The organism is Neorhizobium puerariae (genome assembly GCF_042429745.1).
Taxonomy (GTDB): domain Bacteria; phylum Pseudomonadota; class Alphaproteobacteria; order Rhizobiales; family Rhizobiaceae; genus Neorhizobium; species Neorhizobium puerariae.
This window is the reverse complement of sequence record NZ_JBHMAA010000008.1, coordinates 28,596-52,176: the sequence shown is the minus strand read 5'-3', so window position 1 is coordinate 52,176 and position 23,581 is coordinate 28,596. Positions and strand designations below refer to the sequence as shown.

19 protein-coding genes are annotated in these 23,581 nt (G+C 61.6%); 11 read left to right on the top strand and 8 right to left on the bottom strand.

What is annotated here, in order from left to right; all coding sequences use genetic code 11:
• Positions 1 to 5 precede the first annotated feature (5 nt).
• The 4 genes from ACFFP0_RS05610 to ACFFP0_RS05595 form a co-directional block, all read right to left on the bottom strand.
• A complete protein-coding gene (locus ACFFP0_RS05610; RefSeq protein WP_377257479.1) occupies positions 6 to 1,100 on the bottom strand; it encodes a glycosyltransferase family 2 protein in 1,095 nt (364 codons plus the stop codon).
• Entirely contained in the window at positions 1,097 to 2,773 is a 1,677-nt protein-coding gene (locus tag ACFFP0_RS05605) for a Wzz/FepE/Etk N-terminal domain-containing protein (protein ID WP_377257477.1), read from the bottom strand. The genes ACFFP0_RS05610 and ACFFP0_RS05605 overlap by 4 nt, the downstream gene beginning before the upstream one ends.
• Positions 2,770 to 4,800, bottom strand: coding sequence for a glycosyltransferase (locus tag ACFFP0_RS05600; RefSeq protein ID WP_377257475.1), 2,031 nt, complete (start codon positions 4,798 to 4,800; stop codon positions 2,770 to 2,772). The genes ACFFP0_RS05605 and ACFFP0_RS05600 overlap by 4 nt, the downstream gene beginning before the upstream one ends.
• A gap of 408 nt (positions 4,801 to 5,208) precedes the next feature.
• The gene (locus ACFFP0_RS05595; RefSeq protein WP_377257473.1) at positions 5,209 to 5,931 is read right to left on the bottom strand and encodes a sugar transferase; all 723 of its coding nucleotides are present in this window, start codon (positions 5,929 to 5,931) and stop codon (positions 5,209 to 5,211) included.
• 322 nt (positions 5,932 to 6,253) lie between these two features.
• Here ACFFP0_RS05595 and ACFFP0_RS05590 point away from each other — a divergent pair, with 322 nt between their 5' ends.
• From ACFFP0_RS05590 to ACFFP0_RS05570, 5 genes are all read left to right on the top strand, one after another.
• Positions 6,254 to 7,345: a glycosyltransferase gene (locus ACFFP0_RS05590; protein ID WP_377258709.1), complete on the top strand. Its 1,092-nt coding sequence runs from the start codon at positions 6,254 to 6,256 to the stop codon at positions 7,343 to 7,345.
• A gap of 54 nt (positions 7,346 to 7,399) precedes the next feature.
• Positions 7,400 to 8,746, top strand: a complete 1,347-nt coding sequence (locus ACFFP0_RS05585) for a polysaccharide biosynthesis/export family protein (RefSeq protein ID WP_377257471.1) — start codon at positions 7,400 to 7,402, stop codon at positions 8,744 to 8,746.
• 762 nt (positions 8,747 to 9,508) lie between these two features.
• The gene (locus tag ACFFP0_RS05580) at positions 9,509 to 10,201 is read left to right on the top strand and encodes a class I SAM-dependent methyltransferase (RefSeq protein WP_377257469.1); all 693 of its coding nucleotides are present in this window, start codon (positions 9,509 to 9,511) and stop codon (positions 10,199 to 10,201) included.
• A gap of 89 nt (positions 10,202 to 10,290) precedes the next feature.
• Entirely contained in the window at positions 10,291 to 11,418 is a 1,128-nt protein-coding gene (locus ACFFP0_RS05575) for a glycosyltransferase (protein WP_377257467.1), read from the top strand.
• Between the two features lie 189 nt (positions 11,419 to 11,607).
• Positions 11,608 to 12,537, top strand: a complete 930-nt coding sequence (locus ACFFP0_RS05570; RefSeq protein ID WP_377257465.1) for a glycoside hydrolase family 16 protein — start codon at positions 11,608 to 11,610, stop codon at positions 12,535 to 12,537.
• A gap of 4 nt (positions 12,538 to 12,541) precedes the next feature.
• Here ACFFP0_RS05570 and ACFFP0_RS05565 read toward each other — a convergent pair whose 3' ends face one another.
• Complete coding sequence (locus ACFFP0_RS05565) at positions 12,542 to 13,939, bottom strand: hypothetical protein (protein WP_377257463.1); 1,398 nt, start codon at positions 13,937 to 13,939, stop codon at positions 12,542 to 12,544.
• 394 nt (positions 13,940 to 14,333) lie between these two features.
• On the opposite strand from ACFFP0_RS05565, the gene panC reads away from it, so the two are divergent.
• The 6 genes from panC (at position 14,334) to iolG (ending at position 20,585) form a co-directional block, all read left to right on the top strand.
• Positions 14,334 to 15,191, top strand: a complete 858-nt coding sequence (gene panC / locus ACFFP0_RS05560; RefSeq protein ID WP_377257461.1) for a pantoate--beta-alanine ligase — start codon at positions 14,334 to 14,336, stop codon at positions 15,189 to 15,191.
• Positions 15,192 to 15,204: 13 nt separating this feature from the next.
• Positions 15,205 to 16,026, top strand: coding sequence for a 3-methyl-2-oxobutanoate hydroxymethyltransferase (panB, locus tag ACFFP0_RS05555; protein ID WP_377257459.1), 822 nt, complete (start codon positions 15,205 to 15,207; stop codon positions 16,024 to 16,026).
• 445 nt (positions 16,027 to 16,471) lie between these two features.
• A complete protein-coding gene (locus tag ACFFP0_RS05550) occupies positions 16,472 to 17,419 on the top strand; it encodes a sugar ABC transporter substrate-binding protein (RefSeq protein WP_377257457.1) in 948 nt (315 codons plus the stop codon).
• A gap of 108 nt (positions 17,420 to 17,527) precedes the next feature.
• On the top strand, positions 17,528 to 18,673 hold the full coding sequence (locus ACFFP0_RS05545) for an ABC transporter permease (RefSeq protein ID WP_377257455.1): 1,146 nt from the start codon (positions 17,528 to 17,530) through the stop codon (positions 18,671 to 18,673).
• 3 nt (positions 18,674 to 18,676) lie between these two features.
• Positions 18,677 to 19,471 carry an ATP-binding cassette domain-containing protein gene (locus tag ACFFP0_RS05540; protein WP_377257453.1) on the top strand — a complete coding sequence of 265 codons (795 nt, stop codon included), beginning with the start codon at positions 18,677 to 18,679 and terminating at the stop codon, positions 19,469 to 19,471.
• A 121-nt stretch (positions 19,472 to 19,592) separates the two neighbouring features.
• Entirely contained in the window at positions 19,593 to 20,585 is a 993-nt protein-coding gene (iolG, locus tag ACFFP0_RS05535) for an inositol 2-dehydrogenase (RefSeq protein ID WP_377257451.1), read from the top strand.
• A gap of 72 nt (positions 20,586 to 20,657) precedes the next feature.
• Here iolG and ACFFP0_RS05530 read toward each other — a convergent pair whose 3' ends face one another.
• From ACFFP0_RS05530 to iolE, 3 genes are read right to left on the bottom strand one after another with little or no spacing between them, the layout of a single operon-like run.
• A complete protein-coding gene (locus ACFFP0_RS05530) occupies positions 20,658 to 21,785 on the bottom strand; it encodes a Gfo/Idh/MocA family protein (RefSeq protein ID WP_377257449.1) in 1,128 nt (375 codons plus the stop codon).
• Positions 21,786 to 21,833: 48 nt separating this feature from the next.
• A complete protein-coding gene (gene iolB / locus ACFFP0_RS05525; RefSeq protein ID WP_377257447.1) occupies positions 21,834 to 22,643 on the bottom strand; it encodes a 5-deoxy-glucuronate isomerase in 810 nt (269 codons plus the stop codon).
• Positions 22,644 to 22,680: 37 nt separating this feature from the next.
• Positions 22,681 to 23,580, bottom strand: coding sequence for a myo-inosose-2 dehydratase (iolE, locus tag ACFFP0_RS05520; protein WP_377257445.1), 900 nt, complete (start codon positions 23,578 to 23,580; stop codon positions 22,681 to 22,683).
• Position 23,581: the final 1 nt, after the last annotated feature.

Here is a 23,581-nt window from a genome sequence, read left to right as displayed (position 1 = left end):
TCCCGTCAGATCAGGGCCTGGAGAAGACCCAGCGGCGAACGCTTTCCCGCGTCCAGCCGGTATGCAAGGCCTCGACGGGCCCGCTCCTTGGGGAGCATGCTGGTCATGAGAAAGAAAGCCGTTATGACCGCCTTGGTCCTGGCGGGATAATATTCGCGCCATAACACCGTCAGCAGTCGAAGCAGGCTTTGCACGGATATCCGCTCACCTTCGGCAACGGCAAGATAGAAACGGCGTTCCAGGTAGAAATAGGCCTGCTCGGGAACGACGAGCTCCCCGGCGAACCCGTATGTCTCGACGATCTGGCGCAGGTGTCCCATCCGGTCCACGAACCGCCGCAGATCTCGGCGCAGGGATTGGGAATTCAGCTCGGTTCCGAGGCCGGAATCGTTGCGGTCGTGCACGCGATAGAGACCCAGCGGCTGCGACAGGCTGACCACGTCCCCCATGAACGGAGCCGCAAACAGGATGACGCCGTCGACCGCCTTGTCGTATTCGGCCCCCTCCAGGAGATGGCAGACATCCCGCCGGAAGACGTTGCCGGATGTTGGAGGCGTCGTATAGACGCCCGTCTGCAGCACCCGCCTGACAAGCTGGCGGCCACGGAAAGCATCCAGTTCGGGAACCGGACCGCTGATGATGTTGCCGTCGCCGTCCATGCGCTTCAGCGGGAACTGAAGTTTGGCGACGCTGTCGTCGAGATTGGCGATGATCGCTTCGAGCGAGCCGGGCAGAAGTTCATCGTCGGCATCGAGAAACAGCACGAAGGGCGACAAGGTGTGGTGAAGGCCGTGCAGACATGCCTTTCTCTGACCGCCGTTGTCGACGCGGAGCGCCCTTGCGCCGGTGCTGCCGATCACTTCCCATGAGCCGTCGGTGGAACCGTCGTCGACGACCAGAAGTTCGCAGTCCTCGCGGTGCTGCGACTGGACGCTGCGGATCGCCCGGTCGACATATTGGGAATAGTTCCAGCAGGTTATGACGACCGAAAGCTTCGGAGGGATGCCGGCCGGTTCGGGACCGGCATGTTCGCTCCGGCTCCTTTCCGGAGCCGGCGAACCCGGGTTGGCCGAGGCGCCCTGGTCCATGCTCCCGGTCATAGTCTTGCCCTGTTGATCACCGTGCCGATCACATTGGCGCCGGCACGTCTTAGTTGCTGATGCGCGTCCTTGACCTCCTCGGTGGTCGTTCTGCCCGCTCTTGCGACGAGGAGCACGGCGTCTGCGTGAAAAGTCAGGGCCAGCGCGTCCATCGAAGTGTTGAGGGCGGGAAGATCGAGGACGACATCCCCCTTCATGCGGGCCGCCTCGAGGATGCGCAGAACGCGCGGATGGCGGAAATCCGCGAAGATATTCGTATGCAGGTCCTTCGAATGGATCGGCAGGATCGCTATCCCGTCGAAATCCTCGAACGGCAGATGGTCGGCATAGGCGCCGGAAATCGCCGCATCCGCCAGGGAGGCGGACGGCCGGTTTCCATAATCGTTCTGTATCTCGGTTTCCGACTGGAAAAACGTGACATGGCGGCCGCTGCGGCTCAGCAGTTGCGCAAGGCTGAGGCAGAGCGTCGAGACGCCGATGCCCTGCGTCGCCCCGACAAGCGCGATGACGATGTTGCGCTCTCTGCGCTGCGATGCGCAGGCGATGTCGATCGAGGTCCGCAGGTCGCGGATCGCCGCCGCATAGCGGCTGAGCGACTGGCTATCCATCCGCCAGGCCAGCCCGGTCTTCTCTCCCGCATCCGGCACCCGCGCCAGGCAGGGAATTCCCGTATCCTGCGACAGGTCCCGGGCATTGCGCACCTTGCGGTCGAAGGCGACGCCGAGCGCGATCGTCGACATTCCGCATAGCAGGCCCAGAAGGCCGCCAAGCGCGGTGATGAGCGACGACCGCGGACTCGACGGGCTGAGCGGGGGCAGGGCGGCGCCGATGATCCGGGCGTCCGCATCCGGCGTGGGGATGGTCGGCAGCGTGCCGCTCTTCATCGCCTCCTGCGCCGCGTTGACCTGGGCCGCAAGCGCGTCCAGACGCCCCTGCAGCGTTTCCGTGCCGGCCCTTGCCATCTGCTCCTTGAAGGCGACCGATTGCAGGATGTAGCCGGATACGATCGCGTTGGCGACCCTGGCGGGACGTTCCGGATTGGACGAGGCATATCCGATTTCAACGACATAGGACTGGCCGACGCGTCGCGCGTCGATCCTCCTGACGAAATTCGAGAAAGCTGTCCGCCGCGCGCTGTCGTTCATTCCGGCAATCGTATTGTCCGCCACTTCGAGGGGGGAGCGCGAGGTCTTGTCGATGGACTTCAGGCCGCTGTCCATCAGGGTCCGAAGCAGATCCTGTGTGCGCGACAGGAAAAGCCTGATGGCGCCCGGAGGCTGCGGACCGAGTTCGGGATCGTCATAGAGGCTGAGGCTCTCGAACACCGCCGAAAGAAGGCGCTCGGAGCGAATGATCTGCAATTCGCTCTCGGCGCTGTTCAGGTCGAGGCTGGGTTGCGCGCCGACGTCATGACCGCTGAATATGCCTTGCCGGGGTTCAAGCAGAAGGGTTGCGGTCGCATCGTAGATGCGGGGCAGGGATTGCGCATACAGGGCGGCGAGTATGAGCCCGGTCGCCGTGCATGCGATCAGCCTGGCCTTGTGCTGCCAGGCGAGCGCACTCACCAGCCGCAGGAGAGCGATCGGTCCATCTCCGGCATTGTCCGCCGGAACGCCTTCCAGGCGCCAGAGCCGGGAGGCACGTTCAAGAGGGCCGGGACTGTTAAACGTCATTTTGTCTTACCTCCGGCTAGGCCGCCCAACTTGCTGATGATTGATAGTGACGCCGCCCGCTCGGGCTCCAGGCGCCCGCGCAGCACATCGGCTATGCCGATCAGGTTGCCTTTCACCCGGCCGCGCCTGTCGATGAACGGTTCCGGCCAGAGAAGCCTGCCGAAATTGCTGACCATGTTGCGGAAAACCTGGTCTGCGACCTGCCTGAGCGTCATGGTGCCCTTGCGCAGCATGTAAAGCGGGTTGACGATCTGGGAATAACCTAGGCGCTCGCCGCTCACCCGGCCGCTCTTGACGCCCATATGCACGCCGGACGCCTCGTCGGACTTGACGAAGCGCCCGCCTCGTTTGGCGAGGCTCGCGGCGAAGTCCCGATCTTCCAGCCAGCCATACAGGACCAGGCGCTCGTCGAAACGCGCCTCGCCGATGGCGGAAACGCGGAATGCCATGTTGCAGCCATAGGGGCTGTAGGGATCGTGCCATCTCGATCCGCCCGCCGCCGCCGCGTCCAATAGCCGCAGGGCATCCTCGAACGTTATGCCGGGACCTTTGATCCCGTCGGCGATCACGCGCCCGGTAAAGCCGACGAGCCGGGCTTCGTCGCGAAACGCCATCGCGGCCGCGGAGAGCCAGTTCTCGTCCGCGACGAAATCGTCGTCGAAGAACACCACCAAATCCGTGCCGGCAGGCAGGTTCGCGAGTGCCTTGTTGCGTTGGGCCGCAAGCCCCGGCTGGCCGGTGATGACCGTGACCCGGGGATCGTCGGCCAGCTCGCCCGCATCCGAAATCTCGACGCAGGAGACGATGAGAGCTTCCGGATCGACCGTTTGCGTCGCGAGGAGATGGCGGACGGTCGCCGTGACCACGCCGGGCCGGCCACGCGTCGCGATGACGACGGCGGTCCTAAGGGCGGCAGGCGCTGCCTGCTTGCGGGCAACCGGCTGCGCGGCAGGACGGTCGAGCAGTTCCAGATAACCCGCCGCCGACTTGGACCAGGAAAAGTTTCGGACCTGTTCGAAGCCGCGGTCGCGCAGTTCGCCCGCCAGTGACCGGGAGTCCTGAAGCGTCCGGACGTGGTTTACCCATTCCGTGGGCTCGAACGGAGAGGCCAGCAAGGCAGCATCGCCGCACACTTCCGGCATGCTGGCGCAGTGGGATGATATCACCGGGCAGCCCCAGGCCATCGCCTCGACGATGGGAAGCCCGAAGCCTTCCGTCAGGGACGGGAAGACCAGACATAGGGCATTCTGCAGCAGGTATGCGAGATCGTCGTCCGAAACCCTTCCAAGCAGCCGGACATTCGGCCGTTGCTCCAGAAGGCCGGGGCTGAATATTCCCGCGTCGCCGCCGGCAACGACGATATCTATCTGCCGTTCGTCCAGGGCCCCGGCGGCTTTGATGAGGAGCCCAAGGTTCTTGTGCTGGGCGCGTGAACCGAGCGCCAGGACGAATTGCCGGTTTCTCGACCTGACGTCGTTGACGACCGGCGGCGCGATCTGGGCCATTGCGGGGTCCCATTCGAGCGCATGTTCATGCCCGTTTGGAAGAACGGCGATCTCCTCCAGCCGGACGGGCAGGTGACGCGCAAGCTGGCGCGCGGAAGCATGGGAAACGGTGGCGATCCGGCTCGACCGCCGCGCCAGAAGCGGCTGCAGATGCGAATAGACCGCACGAAAGGACCGGCTGTAGCTTTCCGGCGCCGAGAAGATGTTGGCATCATGGATGCAGACGATCTGGTCCGTCTTCAGGGCGGGCGCCGTATTGCAGAGATTGAGCAGGGTGCCTTGCGATTGCCCCGGAAGCACAAGCTGTTCCCAGGCGTGGCCGCCGAAAAGGCCGGACCGAACGAGCGGAATATGGTCGAAGCCAGGATCGGGGCATCCGGGCGGCGCGAGGATCGGTATCCGCGCGTCTTCCCCGAGGGTCCGATCGAGCGCCTTCACGACATTGAAGGCATAACGCTGAACGCCCGTGGCATTCTGCGTCAGAAAGCGGCCATTGATCGCGAATTCCGTCGTCGGGCTCATGCTCTTCCTCTCCAGCGGTTCGGGAGCGGAGCGATGCGGAACTTACGCCTTGTACCGGTTGCCGGGGTGAAATCGGGCTGAGATTGCCGAGGGGAGCCGGTGCGGGCAGGGGCGGGAAATCCGCATTGGCGGGCGCGGTCGGACACGGCTGAGCGATCTCGCCGGATTTCGATAGCGCCGGTACATTTCCTCAAGTCCTGATCCGGCTTGCCATGGACATGCTGCAAATTGTTCCGCTCCTCTGATGAGAATGCTGCATTGGCCCTGTTCGGGCCCTTCCCTGCGCCGGCCAAGCAACCCGGCTCGATCCCGGCAGGATGAAGGGGAGGTCCGCCAGCAGGCTTCTGCGAACCCCGATCCTTTGCACCGACCCTCCAAAGGCGCGGTGCCGCGCGCCGGATGCCGGGTCTAGTAGCTGCCGTGAGCCCGCAGGACGGCGGGAATGGTCTTGGCCATGATGACGATGTCGCCCCAGAGGCTTTGTTCGTAGACATAGCGGACATCGAGCTCGACGCGCTTGGCGTAGCTTATGTCGTTGCGGCCGCTGACCTGCCAAAGCCCCGTCAATCCCGGGCGAACCCGGATGTAATCGACAAAATTGGTTCCGTAGAGTTCCGCCTCGCTGGGGACGATCGGACGGGGGCCGACAAGGCTCATGTGCCCAAGGATTACATTCAAAAGTTGCGGAATTTCGTCAATGCTGCTTTTGCGAAGCAGCGCGCCGAAAGGGGTTATGCGAGGATCGTTCCTCAGCTTGCGGGTGGCGCCCCATTCCTCCCTTTCGGACGGATTGGTTGCAAGATAGCGGACGAGAACCTCGTCGGCATTGGTGACCATCGTCCTGAATTTCAGGCATGGAAACATCACCCCGTGCTTACCGATACGGCGGTGGGCAATAAAGATCGGCCTGCCCTGGACGATCAGCAGCAGCGCCATGATCATCACGATCATCGGCAGCAGAACCGCCAGTCCGATCAAGGAGATGGACGCGTCGAACACGTATTTCATATACCCGGAGAGACGTTGGGACGCCTCCTTGCCGGCTTCCGGGAAACGGGTTGATTGTTCGTCTCCGCGAACACGTCCCCCGTCAATCGCATCAAAATTACCACTGATATTGATGTTACTCATCTGCGTGCTCCGTACTCCAATAAAAGACGACTCGGTATGGGCAGATATTTCAAAGCGGCATGCATAGTTAGGTTAACAACTGGCAAATCATTTGACAATATATTTATTGCGGTGCAGTATAGGGGAATGAAATGTGAATGAGCGGGAGTATCTGCGGGACCGCGCCTGATCGAGCGATCGGGCCGTAGATAAATAAACGTTATTTTTTCTTAATTGAAAGAAAAAATAAAAGAATGTTCCCGCCGATCGCCGATATCATGTAGTAAAGGTTGTTTTCGGTGTTCCAATGCGCGTAGCAATCATTCATTATTGGCTGGTGGGAATGCGGGGCGGCGAAAAGGTTCTGGAAGCCCTTTGCAAGATTTATCCAAACGCCGACATCTATACGCATGTATATGATCCGTCGGTAATATCCGCCGACATCAAGAAGCACCACATTTATACAACTTTTATTGACTCGCTTCCCTATGCCCGGCGGATGTACAAAAGGTATCTGCCCCTGATGCCGATGGCTTTGGAGCAGCTCAATCTCAGTGACTACGATCTCGTCATCAGTAGTGAATCCGGCCCTTCCAAGGGAATCATCCCGACTTCACCGGCGCAGCACATCTGTTACTGTCATTCGCCGATGAGATATATTTGGAATATGTATAATAAATACTATGAAAGCTCGGGAAGGCTGACGCGGATGATGATGCCGCCGCTGGCGCATTATTTGCGGACCTGGGACGTCGGAACCGCAAGCCGTGTCGACAATTTCGTGGCGAATTCGGCGACGGTTGCCCAGAGGATCAAGAGCTACTATCGGCGGGAGGCGCAGATCATCTATCCGCCGGTCGATACGAACGCCTTTCGGCCAGCGCAGGCGTCCGAGCTCGAAGACTACTATCTGATGGTGGGAGAGCTGGTCAGCTACAAGCGGCCCGACCTTGCGGTCGAAGCATTCAACCGGATGAAGGCGAAGCTGGTGGTGATCGGTGGCGGCGAAATGCTTGACCACCTGCGAAAAATCGCCGGGCCGACGGTGAGGATTATGGGGTCCCAGCCGTTCGAGGCCCTGAAATATCACTATGCCCGCTGCAGGGCGCTCGTATTTCCCGGCGAGGAGGATTTCGGGATCGTGCCGGTCGAGGCCATGGCCAGCGGCCGTCCGGTGATCGCCTACGGTCGCGGCGGAGCGACGGAAACGGTCGTGGCGGGCAAGACAGGGGTCTTCTTTTCGATCCAGTCCGTCGAGGCGGTCATCGATGCCGTGGAACGGCTCGAGCGCATGGATTTCAATCCTGCCGATGCGGTGGCGAGGGCGGCGGAGTTCCGGACCGCAAATTTTATCGAGAAATTCAGGTCTTTCGCCAACCAGGTGACCGCGACGGAACCGGTTTGGGATGAGCCCAGAAGCGTCCAGATAGCCTAGGAACAAGGCCCCCCGGCCTCGGCACCTCAGCGAAGCAACACGGAGTGTAAGAATATGCTTTCAGACGCCGTCGCATGGCTTCGTGGCTTGGCCGGTGCGCCTGTCGCAGGTCTTCGGCCGGGGCTCCTTTCCGGGATGGGATCTTCCGTCGTTCTCCTGCTTTCATTGCTGCTGATGGTTTCGGCGGCCCGGGCCGACGATTATACGCTGGGGCCTCAGGATGTGCTGAGAATCCGCGTTTTCGAGTGGCGGCCGAGCGCCGGCGTCGCATTCGAATGGGTGCCCCTGACGGGCGAGTTCGCGGTCTCGGCGGCGGGAAGCCTGTCGCTGCCGATCATCGGCACCGTTCCCGTGGCCGGCAAGACGCTGGAACAGGTGTCCGATATCATCGGCGAACAGCTTCAGAAACAGGTGGGGCTCCAGAAGCGGCCGAACGCGTCCGTGGAGATTTCCGCCTACCGGCCCTTCTTCGTGACCGGACTGGTGGCCAGCCCGGGCAAGTACAATTACATTCCCGGCCTCACGGTGATGCAGGCGCTCAGCATGGCGGGCGGTGTGGGGCAGGCCGATCCGAACATGATCGGTTTTCAGCGCGAGGCGCTCGTCAGCCGCGGAGACCTCCGCGAACTGGATATCGCGCGTCTTGGGCTGCTGGCGCGGCAGGCGCGTGTCGACGCCTTCCTGAAAAACGAGGCCAAGATCGCTTTCCCGCCGGATTTGAAGGCGCGCGCCGATCTGCCTGTGGTGGCGCGGATGATGCAGGACGAACAGGCCCTGCTGGATACGCGCCTGCGCTCGCTGGAAACGGAAGTGAACGCCCTTGCACAGGCCCGGGTGCTTGCGGCCAACCAGCTGGACGTGCTGAAATCGAAGGAGGCATCCCTTACGAAGCAGATCGATCTGGCGACCAAAGATCTCAGCTCGGTCAACAAGCTGGTCTCCCAGGGGTTGTCGCTGTCCTCCCGCCAACTGGGCGCAAACCAGAATGTTGCGGACCTGGAAAGCCGGAATCTCGATGTTTCGCTGGCGATCGTGAAGACGCAGCAGGATCTTGCGAAACTGGATCAGGACGTCGCCGACGTGCGGGAAAAATACAGGGCCGCGGCACTGACCGAGGCCGCCGACTTGCGTGATCGCCTTGCCGCCAACACGGAGAAGGCGAAAACGGCGCGCGCCCTGCTGACGAATATCGAAACACATGCTCCGGCAGCGCTTGCGGCCGAGGTGGCGGAGGATGCTCCGGCATTCGTAACCACCGTCAACCGCAGCGTCGGCGGAGCAATGAAGACCATGGTCGTGAACGACAACGATCCTATTGCCCCGGGTGATGTCATCCGTGTGAAGCGGCGGGAAAGCATGTCTGCGGCACAAACGGGGGGGATGCCTTCCGGAACACAGTGATCCCCCATCGAGCCTGATTGCGGCCTCTTCCAAAAAAGTAATAAAATTCGGCTTGCGTGGAACATTCCGCGCATGATAATATTTTGGTTGTCTAAATATTGGCAATGCAACTAGGTCAAAGGGCGTTTATGACGTGGGCTTTGGTCATCTCATTCATTATCGGCGCCATATGTGCAATCCGATTGCCTGTTCTGATCTTCACTTTGCTTGTCGTTCTGGTGGTTTTTGTTTTTGCGATTGTTCGAATTAGTGTCGGGTATTCTGTCTCCGACACCTTGATTTGGTCGTTTTTGCTTGCGTCGACGCTTGAAGCTGGGTGTGTTACTGTGCACGGCCTGTTCTATTTTCTCTACATCCGGAAGCGGGCGAGCGAAAAGAAACAGTCTCACCTGGAAGCGAAGTCGAAATATTGATCAGTCCGCGCCCGAAACGAGCGCGCATGGGACGTGCCGCTTTTCCGAGCAGCTCATAAGAGCTTTCCGAAAATATATGTCGTTTGAGGTCGACGGCCCGGCGCTTGCCGGACGGATGTCGGCCTGGTCCGGATCGGTTGGCGAGACGTCCGCCGCCGGGGGCGGTCGTCATGCGGATCGACTTTTCATGGGCGGATCGAACAAGGTTCGGTTTGCTGATGAAGCGATCTCCGAAACTTCAATATTTTGTCAGAAATACATATTTTTCATTTCAAAGTTGATTTTTATCTGGACAATACTTCAATCACATGGAAACCTTCGGTTCAGTCCAATTGAAGGGTAGCCCGTCATGAAGGAAATCTATGAGGGTAATCTGTATGCCGAACGTAACCCTACATGGCATGAAGAGGACTCTCCTTGGAAAGCCAAGCATATCGAAGGCATAATTCGTAAGAACGGCCTTTCCTTCCAGACAATTTGCGAAGTCGGGTGTGGAACCGGCGAGATATTGCTCAATCTCGAAAGGTCGTTCCCCCAGGCTCGATTGTTCGGATACGAAATCTCCCCCCATGCCTACGAGCGGGCGCGAAAAAAGGAAACGGACGCTGTCACCTTCCATCTCAAGGATCTGCTTGAGGAGGATTCAGGTGTTTTCGATGTGCTCGTCATCGCGGATGTCATCGAGCATGTCGAGGATTACATAAAGTTCCTGAAGGACCTCAAGCCCCACGGCAGGTACAAGGTTTTCCATATCCCGCTCGATCTTTCGGTGCAGTCCGTGTTTCGCGCGTGGCCGATCATGGGCCTGCGGGCCAACGTCGGCCATCTGCATTATTTCTTCAAGGACACGGCGCTCGCGACGCTGGAAGCCTGCGGCTACAAGATCATCGATCACCAGTATACCGCGAGCCGTCTCGAACTGCCCAATCAGGCCATCAGCAGCCATCTCATGAAACTGCCCCGGCGCGCGCTCTATTCGGTCAACCCGGATTTCGCGGTGCGGCTTCTTGGCGGTTATTCCCTGCTCGTGCTTGCGGAATAGGGGCATCGTTCCTCGAAAATCGATCGGGAGGTCGCGCAATATATCGTTGAGACATGTTGAAGGGGTGAAGTTGTATGCGAGTAACAACCATGCCGGTCTCCGAAGAAAAGCCGTTCAGGAAAACCCTGAAGATCCTCTATGTTCAGCCGGGAACGAATGCCTTTGCCGGCATAGAGAGGGTCGTGGATACGATATGTTCCGACCTGGCCGAGAAATATGCGGATGATTTCGAGATCGACGTTCTCTACACGTCCGTCCACAGGAACAGGCCCCCCGAAACTCCGAAATACACGGCGATCGACAGGGTGGCGTCGAGCAAGATCGAACTGATGCGCATATTGCGCAACGTCATCAGCAGCAAGGACTATAGTCTGGTCGTCGTTCCGCAGATCGAGCCGACGGTGATCTGCATGGTCTCCTGCATTGGAATGCGCCGCAAATTCGCGGTTCACCTTCACGGCAATCCGCGTCTTGAGCGGACCCACATCAAGGCGAAGCTCCTTTTCCTTTTGATGAAGACCGTTTTTCTGCCGCGGGTGGCGTCGGTCTTCGGAACCTCGCCGCGGCAGCTCGAGGCTTTCAGGAACATGTTCAAGAGCCGGAGGCCGCAATACTGGGTGCCCAATCCGGTCCGCAAATTCGAGATCGCCGGGGCGGGCGCGCCGCGCGGGAATGATCGTGTCACCTTCGTCAATGTCGGGCGCTTCTCGTTCCAGAAGGGGCAGGACATATTGCTCGCCGCCTTTGCCGAACTGCGCAAGGTCCGCAGCAATGTCGAGTTGAAGATCGTGGGTTACGGCGAGGGCGAGGCGGTCCTGCGCCGGGAGATCGCGCGCCTGGGTCTGCAGGATGCCGTCAGCCTGGAACACCACCCCGACAATCCGCAGCCTGCCCTGATGGCCAGCGATGTCTACGTCTCGACTTCCCGCTGGGAGGGGTGGTCGCTCGCGATCTGCGAGGCGCTTCGTTTCGGTTTGCCGGTGATTTCGACCGATTGTGAATTCGGCCCGAGCGACATTCTCGTCGACAGCCGGCTGGGCCGTCTCGTGCCCGTGGACAGCCGGGAGGGGCTTGTCCGCGCGATGATATATTATTGCGATCATCTTGCCGTGGAGCAGGCGCATGCCGGTTTCAGGCAGGAATTCATCGACTGCTACAGCGCGGAACGCGTCGTGGACGTTCACGCCAAGGCCTTGCGCAATGCGGTGAATGCCTAGGTTCGCCGGACGTGCTCTGGGTCGAGGCCCGGTGAATTCAGGGCGGTTCAGGAAGCCGGCCCGCCGGGCGGGCCTCTGCGCATACGTCCCGAATGTTCGGGGAGATATCCGGAAAACGGGGCGCTGGATGCATGTCGCAGGCGATCCCATGCCATGCGTTTCGAACCATGACGGATATGGAGGTGGATCATGACGTCTCTGTTGTCTCGCCGCAATTTCGTGATCGGCTCGGCGGTCTCGGCCGGTATCGCCGGCGGCCTTGCATACCGATCTTCGGCCTCCATGGAGCCCGCGGACCCGGCGAGCGGCCTGCAACTCGTTTTCGAGGACAGGTTCGGGTCGCTGGACTGGTCGGTCTGGAATGCCGGACCGAAGGCGACCACCTTCGATACCGGTTTCTACGGCCGCGCGGCATTTGCAAGGGATACCGGCGAGGAAGGGTTCAATCCCTATTCCATCGTCGATGACGCGAATGCCGGCGATGGCAAGGCCCTTCAGATCGCCGTGAAATTCATCGGGCAGACGATGAACGTCCCGAACTATTACGGCAACACGCATCCGGAATTTCAATGGATATCCGGCAACATCCAGACGGCACGGCACGATGGGACCGTGACCAGGGGGTGGAGGCGGGGCTATTTCGAAGCGAGAATGTTGTTTCCGAAGCATCCGCTGACCTGGCCCGCCTTCTGGATGATGAACGGGCGCAGCATACTGTTTCCGCAGACCAGCCTCGAGATCGACGTCGTGGAGCACAAGGGCTTCGAGCCGACCACATACGGCGCCTATCTGCATGAATGGGGCCAGCCCGGCGAGCACCATGAAGGCACCGGCGTACCGACGCCGGTCGATATGACAGGGGCCTATTGCCGATACGGAGTGCTCGTCACCGACACGCATTGCACGCCCTATTTCGAGCGTCGGCCGGTCATCGATACGAAAACCGGAATGCCGGCCAAATGGGAGATCACACGTTCCGCCGAACTGGATGCCAACGGGGACGTCTTCTGGCCGCTTCTGACGCTCGCGCTGCGTTCCGATGTCCCCTATCCGCAGCCGCTGGCCGAACAGGATGAACTTGCCTCCATGCGGGTGGATTATCTTCAGGTCTATGCCTGACGGATTACGAAGCGGATATCACACGGGGAGAGGGGGAATGCAGTTCCTCCGTTTCCGGCTGGGCACTCGCCAGTCCGGCCAGCACGAAGAAGAGCAGGCCGAGATCCACGGTCGGCCCCGCCACCAGGGCGCCGACCAGCAGGCACAGGCTGCCGTTGCGGGCCGATAGCTGCACGTCCGAGACATAGCTTCGGGGAGGGCCGTGCAGCTTCCTGAAGGCCGAAAACGCAAAGAGGAGGAAAAAGACGGTGCCCGGCACTCCGACATTGGAAAGAAGCGCGAAGACGAAGCTCGACGTGCGCGCCGTGCCGAGGCCCACGCCCAATCCGAAGGAGTCCAGGAAATTCTGAAACCCGTGAAGGTTCCATGATCCGCGCTCGGCAGCCGAGGAGGAGGTGGATTTGCTCAGAAGCAGCAGGTCCACGTAGTTATAAATCTGCCGGTAGAGCGTTTCGTCCAGGCTGATGACCAGCGCCACCAGAACGATCAGCGGCGGCGCGAACAGGACGACGCTCGAACTGCCCCACGTTCCGGAACGTCCGCCGCTGCGCAGGACCGCCGTCACGTAGAGGAGGAGGAAGCAGAGCGGCAGGGCGAAAAGCCCGGTGGAGGAGGTGGAGCGGATCAGCAGGATGACGGAGAGGATGAAAAGCGGTCCTGTCCATTTGGAATCCCGGCCGCAGAGCCACATCGTCCCCATGAAGCCGACGGGCGCGAGACTCATGCCCGCAAAGGCCGATGCCTCCGGCCACGATCCGACGATGCGTTTGACCCCGGCAACCATGTCGTCGTCGTGAAATGTGTATTGGGCGTTGCGAATGAAGAGGAACAGGTCCTGCGCGCCTGTCCCGTAGGTCAGCAGGTCGAGTACGGCAAAGGCCGCATTGGCGAAGGTAAACGAGATGATCCCGATCGTGATCGCCCGGAAACCGGCCTTGGTCGAGCCGATGGCGATGATCAGCAGGAAGGTGAGAAGATCCGCCGTCAGATATATCGCCTGCGTGAAGTTGCTGGAAACCGGGCCGAGAGGAACCGCCCCTCCGGTGGAAGGGTATTCGGAGGCGCCGAGGGGAATGATGTCGGTCATCCGCGCGAGAAGGCGGGGGGCGAAGAAGCCCGTCACCGCTCCGTAGACGAGCAGGCAGGCCAGCCAGAAACCCGCCTGCGGAAACCTGAGCGCGTTGAACGCGACCGCCGATTGCTTTCGGAAGGAGAGGGTGGTGATCGCAAGGAAGGCGAGGAAGAGATGGGCAGGCTGGATGTTTGAGGAGCCGATCAGGATCGCGGCCGCGGCCCCCAGCACGGACAGGGTCACGAAGACAATGACGCTTGTTTGATATCCCGAGAACAGACAATAGAGGCCGACTGCGAGCGTGAAGATTCCGATCGGTTCCAAACTCATGGAATGATACCTGCTTAAACTCGAACCGAAGTTCCGGGGAGAGTGGCTTTCCTTCCGCATTGTCTCTTCGCGCCGAAGATTTTTATAGATTTCCCGAAGTATAAGCGAAGTGCAAGTCAAATCTGGCGTGACGTTTTATTGGTCCTGAAGTTTTCCCCCTCGCATGCCGGAACGTCTTCACCTTGGCGTCGTGCGCGGTATCGACCGTGAAGGATCGCGGGGCGGTAAAGCCCCGCCCACTCTCCGTTGTCCGCCGGATGGTTGATGCGAACCGGTCGGTCTGCGGTCCCGCATGGGCCATGCTAATCGTTATTAATGCCGATGATGCGTTGACACCCGGTGGAATACCTCTCTATCCAGACCGCCAGCAGATCCGCGAGCCGAGGGAGGGGTGATGCGCATTGTCCGGACGATCGATGAGCTGCGGGATAGCCTGCGACAGCCTGGAACGCCGTCCAGGCGGGTGGGGTTCGTCCCCACCATGGGCTATCTGCATGCCGGCCATATGGAGCTCGTCTCGCGTGCGCGTGCGGAAAACGACATCGTCGTGGCGTCGATCTTCGTCAACCCGTTGCAGTTCGGCGCCAACGAGGACTTGGGCAGATATCCGCGCGACCTGCCGCGCGACAGCGCCATGCTGGAGGCCGGCGGGGTCGATATCCTGTTCGCCCCGGGTGTCGAGGACATGTATCCTCGGCCCATGCTGACCGTCGTCGATGTCCCCGATCTGGGGCGCGAGCTTGAGGGCGCGGTGCGGCCGGGCCATTTTGCCGGGGTCGCGACGGTCGTCTGCAAGCTGTTCAACATCGTCCAGCCTCAGGCGGCCTATTTCGGCGAGAAGGATTACCAGCAGGTCGTCATCATCCGGCGAATGGTCGAAGACCTCGCGATTCCGGTCCAGGTCATCGCCGTTCCGACCGTTCGGGATGCCGACGGGCTGGCCCTGTCTTCGCGCAACGTCTATCTTTCCGAGGTGGAGCGGCGTGCCGCGACCATCGTGCCGCATACGCTCGCCGAAGCGGAGCGGCTCGTGCGATCGGGCGAGACCGATCCGGTCAGGCTTGAGGAATTGCTGCGCGAATTCATCGGCCGGGAACCGCTGGCGAATGCGGAAGTCGTTGCGGTCAGGGATGCTTCCACCTTGCAGGCGGTCACGTCGATAGACGGGCCGGTGGTCGTCGCCCTGTTCGTCCGCGTCGGTTCCACCCGGCTGCTCGACAACAGGGTCATCGGCCGCCAGGGCGCGCAGTGAAAGAGAGACGTCGATGAGTGTTCCCGCAAAGCAAGGGCGTCTCACGCCGAAGCGCATCCGCTCGATGAAGGGCGGACAGCCGATCGTCTGCCTGACTGCGTACACGACGCCGATGGCGCGTCTGCTCGACGCCCATTGCGACCTGCTGCTGGTCGGGGATTCGCTCGGCATGGTCCTCTACGGCATGGAAACGACCGTTTCGGTCACGCTCGACATGATGATTGCCCATGGAAAAGCGGTGATGCGAGGCGTCGGCAACGCCTGCGTCGTCGTCGACATGCCTTTCGGCACCTACCAGGAATCCAGGGAAGTCGCGTTTCGGAACGCCGTACGCATCCTTCAGGAAACGGGATGCGACGCGGTGAAGCTTGAGGGTGGAGAGGAAATGGCCGAGACGATCGCCTTTCTGGCGGCGCGGGGCATTCCCGTTCTCGGCCATATCGGCCTGATGCCCCAGCAGGTCCACACGGCCGGAGGTTATCGTTCCGTGGGGCATTCGGACGAGGAATCCGCAACGATCCGTCGCGACGCAAGCGCCATCGGAAGTTCCGGCGCATTCGCGGTCGTCATCGAAGGAACGGTCGAGACGCTTGCCCGGGAACTGACCGCGCTGGTGGACGTGCCCACCATCGGCATCGGGGCGTCATCGGCATGTGACGGGCAGATCCTGGTCTCCGACGACATGCTGGGCCTCTTCAACGATTTCACGCCGCGCTTCGTGAAGCGGTATGACGAGCTGGGCCAGCGGGTTCATAAGGCGGCGGAAAGTTATGCACGCGACGTGCGCGCCCGCCAGTTCCCCGCGCCGGAGCATACTTTCAAGCGCCGCTTCTGACCTCACCCATGGACAATGCCGCGGTTCGCCCGGCGCCCAGCATGCCCCGTCGCGCACGGCTACAGGCCCGCGCGCCATTTGATCTGCCGGAAAACAGGCGGACAGGCCCCCTCCTATGAAACACCGACGCTTTCTGCCGCTTCGCCGTGGCGGCCGACGTTGCGGGCGCCAGAACCACCGGGGCGCGCAAGAATTCCGCAAACCCGTCTCCATGCCCTGTCGCTGTCATCCGGCCGTTTCCATTCCCGTCTCTGGAAAACAGAATTTTAATTCCAAATTGCACATTTATGGAATTATCGCTTGATTCTTGCCGCATTTCGGCTAGGCTTCGATCGTTCGCTACCGGCATGCAATGGGAGTTGCGGCCGGTAACAGGGAGGCAAATCATTTATCGAGCCTGACATATGTCCACTCGTGGGCGAGGGGCTCCTATTGGGAGGATGACATGAATTATGGATTTCGGTCCCTCATGGCCGGGGCGGCACTTCTGGGCGCGACGCTCGGCTTCGTCGGCGCCGCCGCGGCTGCGGATGTGCGCATCGTCGCCGTCACTCATGGCCAGGCCAACGACCCGTTCTGGTCGGTCGTCAAGAACGGCGTGAGCGCCGCAGCCAAGGACATGGGCGCCAGCGTCGATTATCGCGCGCCGGAAACCTTCGACATGGTGGCCATGAGCCAGTTGATCGACGCCGCCGTCAACCAGAAGCCCGCGGGCCTGATCGTCTCCATTCCGGATGCGTCGGCGCTCGGCCCGTCCATCAAGAAAGCGGTCGCGGCCGGCATTCCGGTCATCTCGATCAATTCCGGCTCCGACGTTTCGAAGGAACTCGGCGCTCTTCTGCATGTCGGCCAGGAGGAATATGCGGCCGGCAAGGCTGCGGGTGAGAAGCTCAAGGAGCTTGGCGGCAAGAAAGGCATCTGCGTCAACCAGGAAGTCGGCAATGTCTCCCTCGACCAGCGCTGCAAGGGCTTTGGCGACGGTTTCGGCGGATCGGTGACCGTACTGCCGGTCAGCAACGACCCGACCGAGGTGCGCGCCAAGGTCAAGGCGGCGCTGAGTGCCGATACGGCCATCGATACGGTGATGGCGCTCGGCGCGAGCACGGCCGGCGAACCTTCGCTGGCGGCCGTGGAGGATGCGGGCCGGGCCGGCAAGGTCCATGTCGCGACCTTCGATCTTTCCGCCGATTTCCTGAAAGCCGTTTCCGCCGGCAAGGCGGCGTTCGCGATCGACCAGCAGCAGTTCCTGCAGGGGTATCTCCCGGTCGTCTTCCTGGCCAACTACGCCAAGTTCGGCCTGATCCCGAGCGGCAATGTGCCATCCGGCCCGAACCTCATCACCAAGGAGAAGGCGGCCCAGGTGGTCGAGCTTTCCGCGAAGGGTATTCGCTGATCTGAATATGAAGGAAATCCCCGTCGTCGCGTCCTCCCCGGAGTTCCGGGGAGGATAGCGGAGCATGCGATACGTGCTCGGCGGTAAATCGGATTGCATGGAGGAAACATGGCGACGTTAGAGCACAAGGCTTCCGTGGCGCCGGAGCAGACGGTTTCTGCGGCACCCAAGGCAGATGAACGCATGAGACAGGTGAGCCTGGCGACGCAGATCATGCGCCGGCCGGAGCTTGGAGCCGTGGCCGGCCTCGTGCTGGTCGTGATCTTCTTTTTCCTGACGGCGGATCGTTCCATGTTCACGCTTGCCGGCGCGATGACGATCCTGGCGCCGGCCTCCCAGCTTGGCATACTTGCGATTGCCGCGGCTCTGCTGATGATCGGCGGCGAATTCGATCTTTCCATCGGCTCGATGGTCGCTTTCGCAGGCCTCGTCTTCGGCGTCCTGCTCATCAATTTCGGCCAGCCGCTTTCCATCGCCATTCTTCTCACGCTGCTGTTTTCCGGCGTGGTCGGGGCCGTCAACGGCCAGATCGTGATCCGTACGCGCCTGCCGTCCTTCATCGTGACGCTGGCCTTTCTCTTCATTCTCCGCGGCCTGACCCTCGTCGGCCTGAAATGGGCGACCGGCGGCTCGACGCAGCTTCGCGGCATTTCCTCGGCGGTCGCGGACAGCCCCCTCCTGCACCTGTTCTCCGGGCAGGCCTTCGAGGGCTTCTTCCTCTGGCTTGCCCGGAACGGCGTGATCGAGACCTTCGACAACGGCCTGCCCAAGGTGACCGGCGTTCCTGTATCGGTCATCTGGTTCATTGCGCTCGCCCTGCTGGCCACCTGGGTCCTGCTGCGCACCCGCACCGGCAACTGGATCTTTGCCGCGGGCGGCGATCCGAATGCCGCCCGTAACTCCGGTGTGCCTGTCAACCGCGTCAAGACCAGCCTCTTCGCCCTCACGGCCTGCGCCGCGGCGCTCGTCGCCATCATCACGGTGCTCGATGCCGGCTCGACGGATGCCCGGCGCGGCTTCCAGAAGGAGTTCGAAGCCATCATCGCGGCGGTCATCGGCGGCTGCCTGCTGACGGGGGGCTACGGATCGGCGATCGGCGCTTTCTTCGGCGCGGTCATCTTCGGGCTGGTTTCCATCGGCCTGACCTATACGAGGTTCGATTCCGACTGGTTCCAGGTCTTCCTCGGCTCGATGCTGCTGCTTGCCGTCCTCTTCAACAATTTCATCCGCCGCCGCGTGACAGGGGAGCGCTGAGCCATGGCCGCCACTGCAGCAAGAACTCCGATCATCGAAGTCAGGGACATCGTCAAGCACTACGGCTCGATCATCGCGCTCAACGGGGTTTCCATAGAGGTCTCGGCTGGCGAGGTGCTCTGCCTGCTGGGCGACAACGGCGCGGGCAAGTCGACGCTGATCAAGATGCTGTCCGGCGCGGTGCGGCCGACGAGCGGCGAGTTTCTCGTCGAGGGCCAGCCCGTCGATTTCGTGAGCCCGCGCGATGCGCTGGATGCGGGCATCGCGACGGTGTTCCAGGATCTCGCGATGATCCCGCTGATGTCGATCACCCGGAATTTCTTCATGGGGCGGGAGCCCGTCAGCGGGTTCTGGCCCTTCCGCCACATCGACATGAAACATTGCAACGCCGTCACCCGTGACGAGATGCACAAGATCGGCATCGACATTCGCGACCCCAACCAGGCGGTCGGGACGCTTTCCGGCGGCGAGCGCCAATGCGTCGCCATCGCGCGGGCGGTTTATTTCGGTGCGAAGGTGCTCATTCTCGACGAGCCCACCTCCGCGCTCGGCGTCGCGCAGACCTCGATGGTGTTGAAATATATCCATCAGGTCCAGCAAAAGGGACTTGGCGTGATCTTCATCACCCATAATGTTCGCCACGCCTATGCCGTCGGCGACCGGTTCACGGTGCTCAACCGCGGCCAGACGCTCGGAACCTTCTCGAAATCCGAGATATCCATGGAAGAGGTGCAGAACCTGATGGCCGGCGGCAAGGAGCTGCAGACCCTTTCGGCGGATCTGAACGGCACGATTTGAGCATTTTCGCGCAAGCTGTCTTTTGAAGGCGGCAGATGCCGGCCCGGGGAGGCATGGCTTCCGCGCTGCCTTTGCGGTTTGGGATTTCCAGTCAATATCTTGAGAAAATGGAGCCAATGACATGATCAGGTTTGGAGTGCTCGGCGCGGGGCGCATCGGCAAGGTGCATTCGGCCACTATCGCCGCCAACCCGAAGGCGAAGCTTGTCTATATCGCCGACGCCGTTCCGGCCGCTGCGGAACAGCTTGCCGCGCAGACCGGCGCAGCGGCGGCAGGCGTCGAGGATATCATCAGGTCGGCCGATATCGACGCCGTTCTCATCGCGACTCCGACGCCGAGCCATGCCGATCTGATAGAGGCGGCGTCGAAGGCCGGCAAGGCCATCCTCTGCGAAAAGCCGGTCTCGCTCTCCGTCGGCCGGATCAACGCGTGCCTCGATACCGTGGCGAAGAACAGGTCGACGCTGATGATCGGCTTCAACCGTCGCTTCGATCCCAATTTCGCAAGCGTCGAAGCTCGCCTTCGCCGTGGCGATGTCGGCGATATCGAGATCGTCACGATCACCAGCCGCGATCCGGCCCCGCCGCCGGCGGAATACGTCAAGACCTCGGGCGGTCTCTTCCGCGACATGATGATCCATGACTTCGACATGGCCCGCTTCCTCATGGGCGAGGAATTCGTCGTGGTGAATGCGCTCGGTTCCTCGCTGGTCGACAAGGCGATCGGCGCCGAGGGTGATGTCGACACCGCCGCGGTGCAGATGCAGACGGCTTCCGGCCGGATCGCCGTCATCACCAATTCCCGCCGGGCCACCTATGGCTACGACCAGCGTATCGAGGTGCATGGCGCGAGGGGCATGCTTTCGGCCCGCAACATCCAGGCGACCAGCGTCGAACTCGCCAATGCCGACGGCATCACGGGCGATCCGGTGCAGCACTTCTTCATCGAGCGTTATGCGCTCGCCTATGCCAACGAGATCAATGCTTTCATCGATGCGGTCGATGCCGGCAACACCTCGCCGCATCCGAGCGGTTTCGACGGCCTCCAGGCCCAGAAGCTCGCCGATGCCGCAACCACGAGCTGGCAGACCGGCAAGCCGGTAACCGTCTCCTGAGGGGATGAAGAAACGCAGACAAAAGAAAGGCCGCTCGACGCGGCCTTTTTCGTTTCAATCTTCCGGTCCGTTTCAGTCTTCCAGCTCCGAAACGGAAACCCACCGGCGCTCGTTGAAGGCGCGCGCCATGGCGTGAACGCTCCGTTCCATGCGCAGGCCATCCTCGAAATCGATGAGATGCGCCTTTTCGCCACCGATCGCGGCGATCAGTTCCCGGCACTCGATGGTCTTGAGATCGTTGAAACCGAGGCCGTGGCCGGGGGCGGGGACGAAGCGGTCATAGGGCCGGTGGTGCGGCGCGGTCAGCACCGTGCGGAAGCCCTGCTCTTCCGCCCGTCCGTCGGCGAGATAGAGCTGGAATTCGTTCATCCGCTCCTGATCGTAGAGAATGGAGCCCCGGGAGCCGAAGATCTGCAGCGCGATACGGCCCTTGCGGCCCCAGGCGGAGCGGTTGGCCATCAGCACGGCCGAGATTCCACCCTGAAGCTTGAACAGCGTGCTGGCGATATCGTGGTTCTCGACCTGCCGCGCTCCGCCCTCTTTCAGCGGCCGCGTCGCGTAGGGTTTCACCATGTCGGTGACGACGCTCTCCACATGGCCGAACAGGGCAAAGAGCAGCGACAGCGGGTGGACGGCGAAATCGTCAAGCGCGCCATAACCGGAAGAGGCTTCGCTTTTCCAGTAGAAGGGCGCCGCCGGATCGGCCATGAAATCCTCGTCCATTTCGGCGCGGACATGGTTGGCGGTGCCGATGGCGCCTTCATCCAGAAGGCGGCGGATATGGCGGATCACCGGATTCTGGATGTAGTTGTAGCCCATGGCCGAAACGCGCCCGGCCCGCCGCGCGGCATCGCGCATCCCCACGGCGTCCTGGAAATGCGGAGCCATCGGCTTTTCGCACCATACATGCTTGCCGGCTTCAAGCGCGGCGATCGCCATTTCCGGATGAAAGGCGTTGGGCGTCGTGACGGAAACGACATCGATTTCCGGATCGTTCAGAAGATCGCGCCAGTTGCCGGTCGAACGTGAAAAGCCGAGCTCCCGTGCCTTTTCCGCCGCGAGCCCGGCATTGACCTCGGCGAGCGTGACGAGACGCGGCCGCGCCACGTCGCCGAAGACGCTGGCGACATTGTTCCAGGCGAGCGCATGGCACTTGCCCATGTAACCGGTGCCGATAAGGCCGACGCCGAGACCCTTCATGTTTGCCTCCCGAGAATGGTGTGTTCAGATAAACGATGGCCGGAATTGTCAGGGATTGTCGCGCCTGAAGATCCAGTCGTGATCGGGGTGGTTCCTGAAGCGCCACTTGCGGATCGGCCCGGCCATCACGTTGAGATAGTACATCTCGTAGCCATAGGGCGCGCCGCAGGGGTGATGGCCCTTCGGCACCAGGACGAGATCGCCGTCGGCAACGGCCATGGTTTCGTCCAGGGAGCCATCCTCGGTGAAGACGCGCTGGAAGCCGAACCCCTGGGCCGGGTTCAGGCGGTGATAATAGGTCTCTTCCAGATAAGTCATGTCGGGAAAGTTGTCTGCGTCGTGCCGGTGCGGCGGGTAGGAGGACCAGTGGCCCGAGGGCGTGAAGACCTCGGTGACGAGCAGGCTGTCCGCCACGTCGCGCTCCTCCATGGCGATCGCATGGATGTATCGCGTGTTGGTGCCCTTGCCCCGTTCGGCGAGGCTGATGCCTTCCGGGCCGATCACCCGGGCCTCGCGGCCCGGCTTGCCGGGGGCGGTGCAGAGGGCCAATGTGCATTCGGTCGTTGCCGTCGCCGTCCACGAAGAACCCGCCGGCACATAGATGCAATGCGGCGGCTTGCGTTCGAAGACGTTCATTCGTTCGCCGAGTTCGCCGAAATTCCTGTCGCCTCCGGAAATTTCCGCCTTGCCTTCGACAAGGACGAGGATGACCTCCGTGTTTCCGGTCGCTTCCCGCGCCATTTCCCCCGGCTTCAGACGGTAGAGCCCGAAGCCGACATAACCCCAGCCCGCGTCCTTGGGCGTCACGTCATGAACCTTGCCGGTTTCGGCTACCGGTTTGCGCAGCAAATTCGGCATATCGATCTCCCGTGGTTTCCAGCCCGCACCACCCGCGTTACGCCTTGTCCAGTCCGGTGGCCTTCGCCATGGCCTTCAGCGATTTCAGCCCAAGGCTCTGGTATTCGAAGGGGTTGCGGACATCGGGGTCCTGTTCGGCCTCGATCACCAGCCAGCCTCGGTAGCCGTGGTCGGCGGCGGTTTTCAGAACGGGCGGGAAGTCCACGCCGCCTTCCGTATCACCGGGCACGGTGAACACGCCACGGCGCACGCCTTCGAGGAAAGAGAGGTTCTCGTCGCGAACCTGTTTTGCAATGACCGGACGCACGTTCTTGGCATGGATGTGCCCGACGCGGTGCATGTGCTTCCTGGCCAGCCGTTCCGGATCGCCGCCGCCGAACAGGCAGTGGCCGGTGTCGAGCAGCAGTTTCGCATGCGGGCCGGTGTTTTCCATCAACCGGTCGATTTCGTCCTCGCTTTCGACGATCGTGCCCATGTGATGATGGTAGACCAGCGCGATGCCCTGGTCCGCCGCATATTTCGCCAGTTCCTCGACACCGGCGCCGAAACTTTTCCATGCTCCGCCGGCAAGCCTCGGCCGCTCGTTGACCGGCCTGACATCGTCGCCGTGGATGGCGTTCGAGGTTTCGCAGACGATGATGACCGCCGAACCCATCGCTTTCAGAAGATCGAGCGCCGGCTGCATGGCAGCCTTCTCTTCCCCGATCGGATTGGTCAGGAGGTTCAGCGAGTGCCACCCGGAAACATAGCGCAGGCCGCGCGGTTCCAGGACCGCCTTCAGAGCCGCGGGCTCCTGCGGAAACTTGTGCCCCTTTTCGATGCCGTCGAAGCCGATCTTCGCGGTTTCGTCCAGGCATCGGTCGAGGCTGATATGGGCGCCGAGCGTGCGGTCGTCGTCATTGGACCAGGCGATCGGGTTGGTTCCGTAAAGGATCATC

What these genes read in the sequence shown, in the direction of transcription:
- ACFFP0_RS05570 (WP_377257465.1), top strand. Translation starts at nt 11,608, where the DNA reads ATGACGTCTCTGTTGTCTCGCCGCAATTTCGTGATCGGCTCGGCGGTC.
- ACFFP0_RS05595 (WP_377257473.1), bottom strand. Translation starts at nt 5,931, where the DNA reads ATGAGTAACATCAATATCAGTGGTAATTTTGATGCGATTGACGGGGGA.
- iolB (WP_377257447.1), bottom strand. Translation starts at nt 22,643, where the DNA reads ATGCCGAATTTGCTGCGCAAACCGGTAGCCGAAACCGGCAAGGTTCAT.
- ACFFP0_RS05600 (WP_377257475.1), bottom strand. Translation starts at nt 4,800, where the DNA reads ATGAGCCCGACGACGGAATTCGCGATCAATGGCCGCTTTCTGACGCAG.
- ACFFP0_RS05585 (WP_377257471.1), top strand. Translation starts at nt 7,400, where the DNA reads ATGCTTTCAGACGCCGTCGCATGGCTTCGTGGCTTGGCCGGTGCGCCT.
- panB (WP_377257459.1), top strand. Translation starts at nt 15,205, where the DNA reads ATGAGTGTTCCCGCAAAGCAAGGGCGTCTCACGCCGAAGCGCATCCGC.
- ACFFP0_RS05550 (WP_377257457.1), top strand. Translation starts at nt 16,472, where the DNA reads ATGAATTATGGATTTCGGTCCCTCATGGCCGGGGCGGCACTTCTGGGC.
- iolG (WP_377257451.1), top strand. Translation starts at nt 19,593, where the DNA reads ATGATCAGGTTTGGAGTGCTCGGCGCGGGGCGCATCGGCAAGGTGCAT.
- iolE (WP_377257445.1), bottom strand. Translation starts at nt 23,580, where the DNA reads ATGATCCTTTACGGAACCAACCCGATCGCCTGGTCCAATGACGACGAC.
- ACFFP0_RS05545 (WP_377257455.1), top strand. Translation starts at nt 17,528, where the DNA reads ATGGCGACGTTAGAGCACAAGGCTTCCGTGGCGCCGGAGCAGACGGTT.
- ACFFP0_RS05565 (WP_377257463.1), bottom strand. Translation starts at nt 13,939, where the DNA reads ATGAGTTTGGAACCGATCGGAATCTTCACGCTCGCAGTCGGCCTCTAT.
- ACFFP0_RS05530 (WP_377257449.1), bottom strand. Translation starts at nt 21,785, where the DNA reads ATGAAGGGTCTCGGCGTCGGCCTTATCGGCACCGGTTACATGGGCAAG.
- ACFFP0_RS05575 (WP_377257467.1), top strand. Translation starts at nt 10,291, where the DNA reads ATGCCGGTCTCCGAAGAAAAGCCGTTCAGGAAAACCCTGAAGATCCTC.
- ACFFP0_RS05590 (WP_377258709.1), top strand. Translation starts at nt 6,254, where the DNA reads ATGCGGGGCGGCGAAAAGGTTCTGGAAGCCCTTTGCAAGATTTATCCA.
- ACFFP0_RS05605 (WP_377257477.1), bottom strand. Translation starts at nt 2,773, where the DNA reads ATGACGTTTAACAGTCCCGGCCCTCTTGAACGTGCCTCCCGGCTCTGG.
- ACFFP0_RS05610 (WP_377257479.1), bottom strand. Translation starts at nt 1,100, where the DNA reads ATGACCGGGAGCATGGACCAGGGCGCCTCGGCCAACCCGGGTTCGCCG.
- ACFFP0_RS05540 (WP_377257453.1), top strand. Translation starts at nt 18,677, where the DNA reads ATGGCCGCCACTGCAGCAAGAACTCCGATCATCGAAGTCAGGGACATC.
- ACFFP0_RS05580 (WP_377257469.1), top strand. Translation starts at nt 9,509, where the DNA reads ATGAAGGAAATCTATGAGGGTAATCTGTATGCCGAACGTAACCCTACA.
- panC (WP_377257461.1), top strand. Translation starts at nt 14,334, where the DNA reads ATGCGCATTGTCCGGACGATCGATGAGCTGCGGGATAGCCTGCGACAG.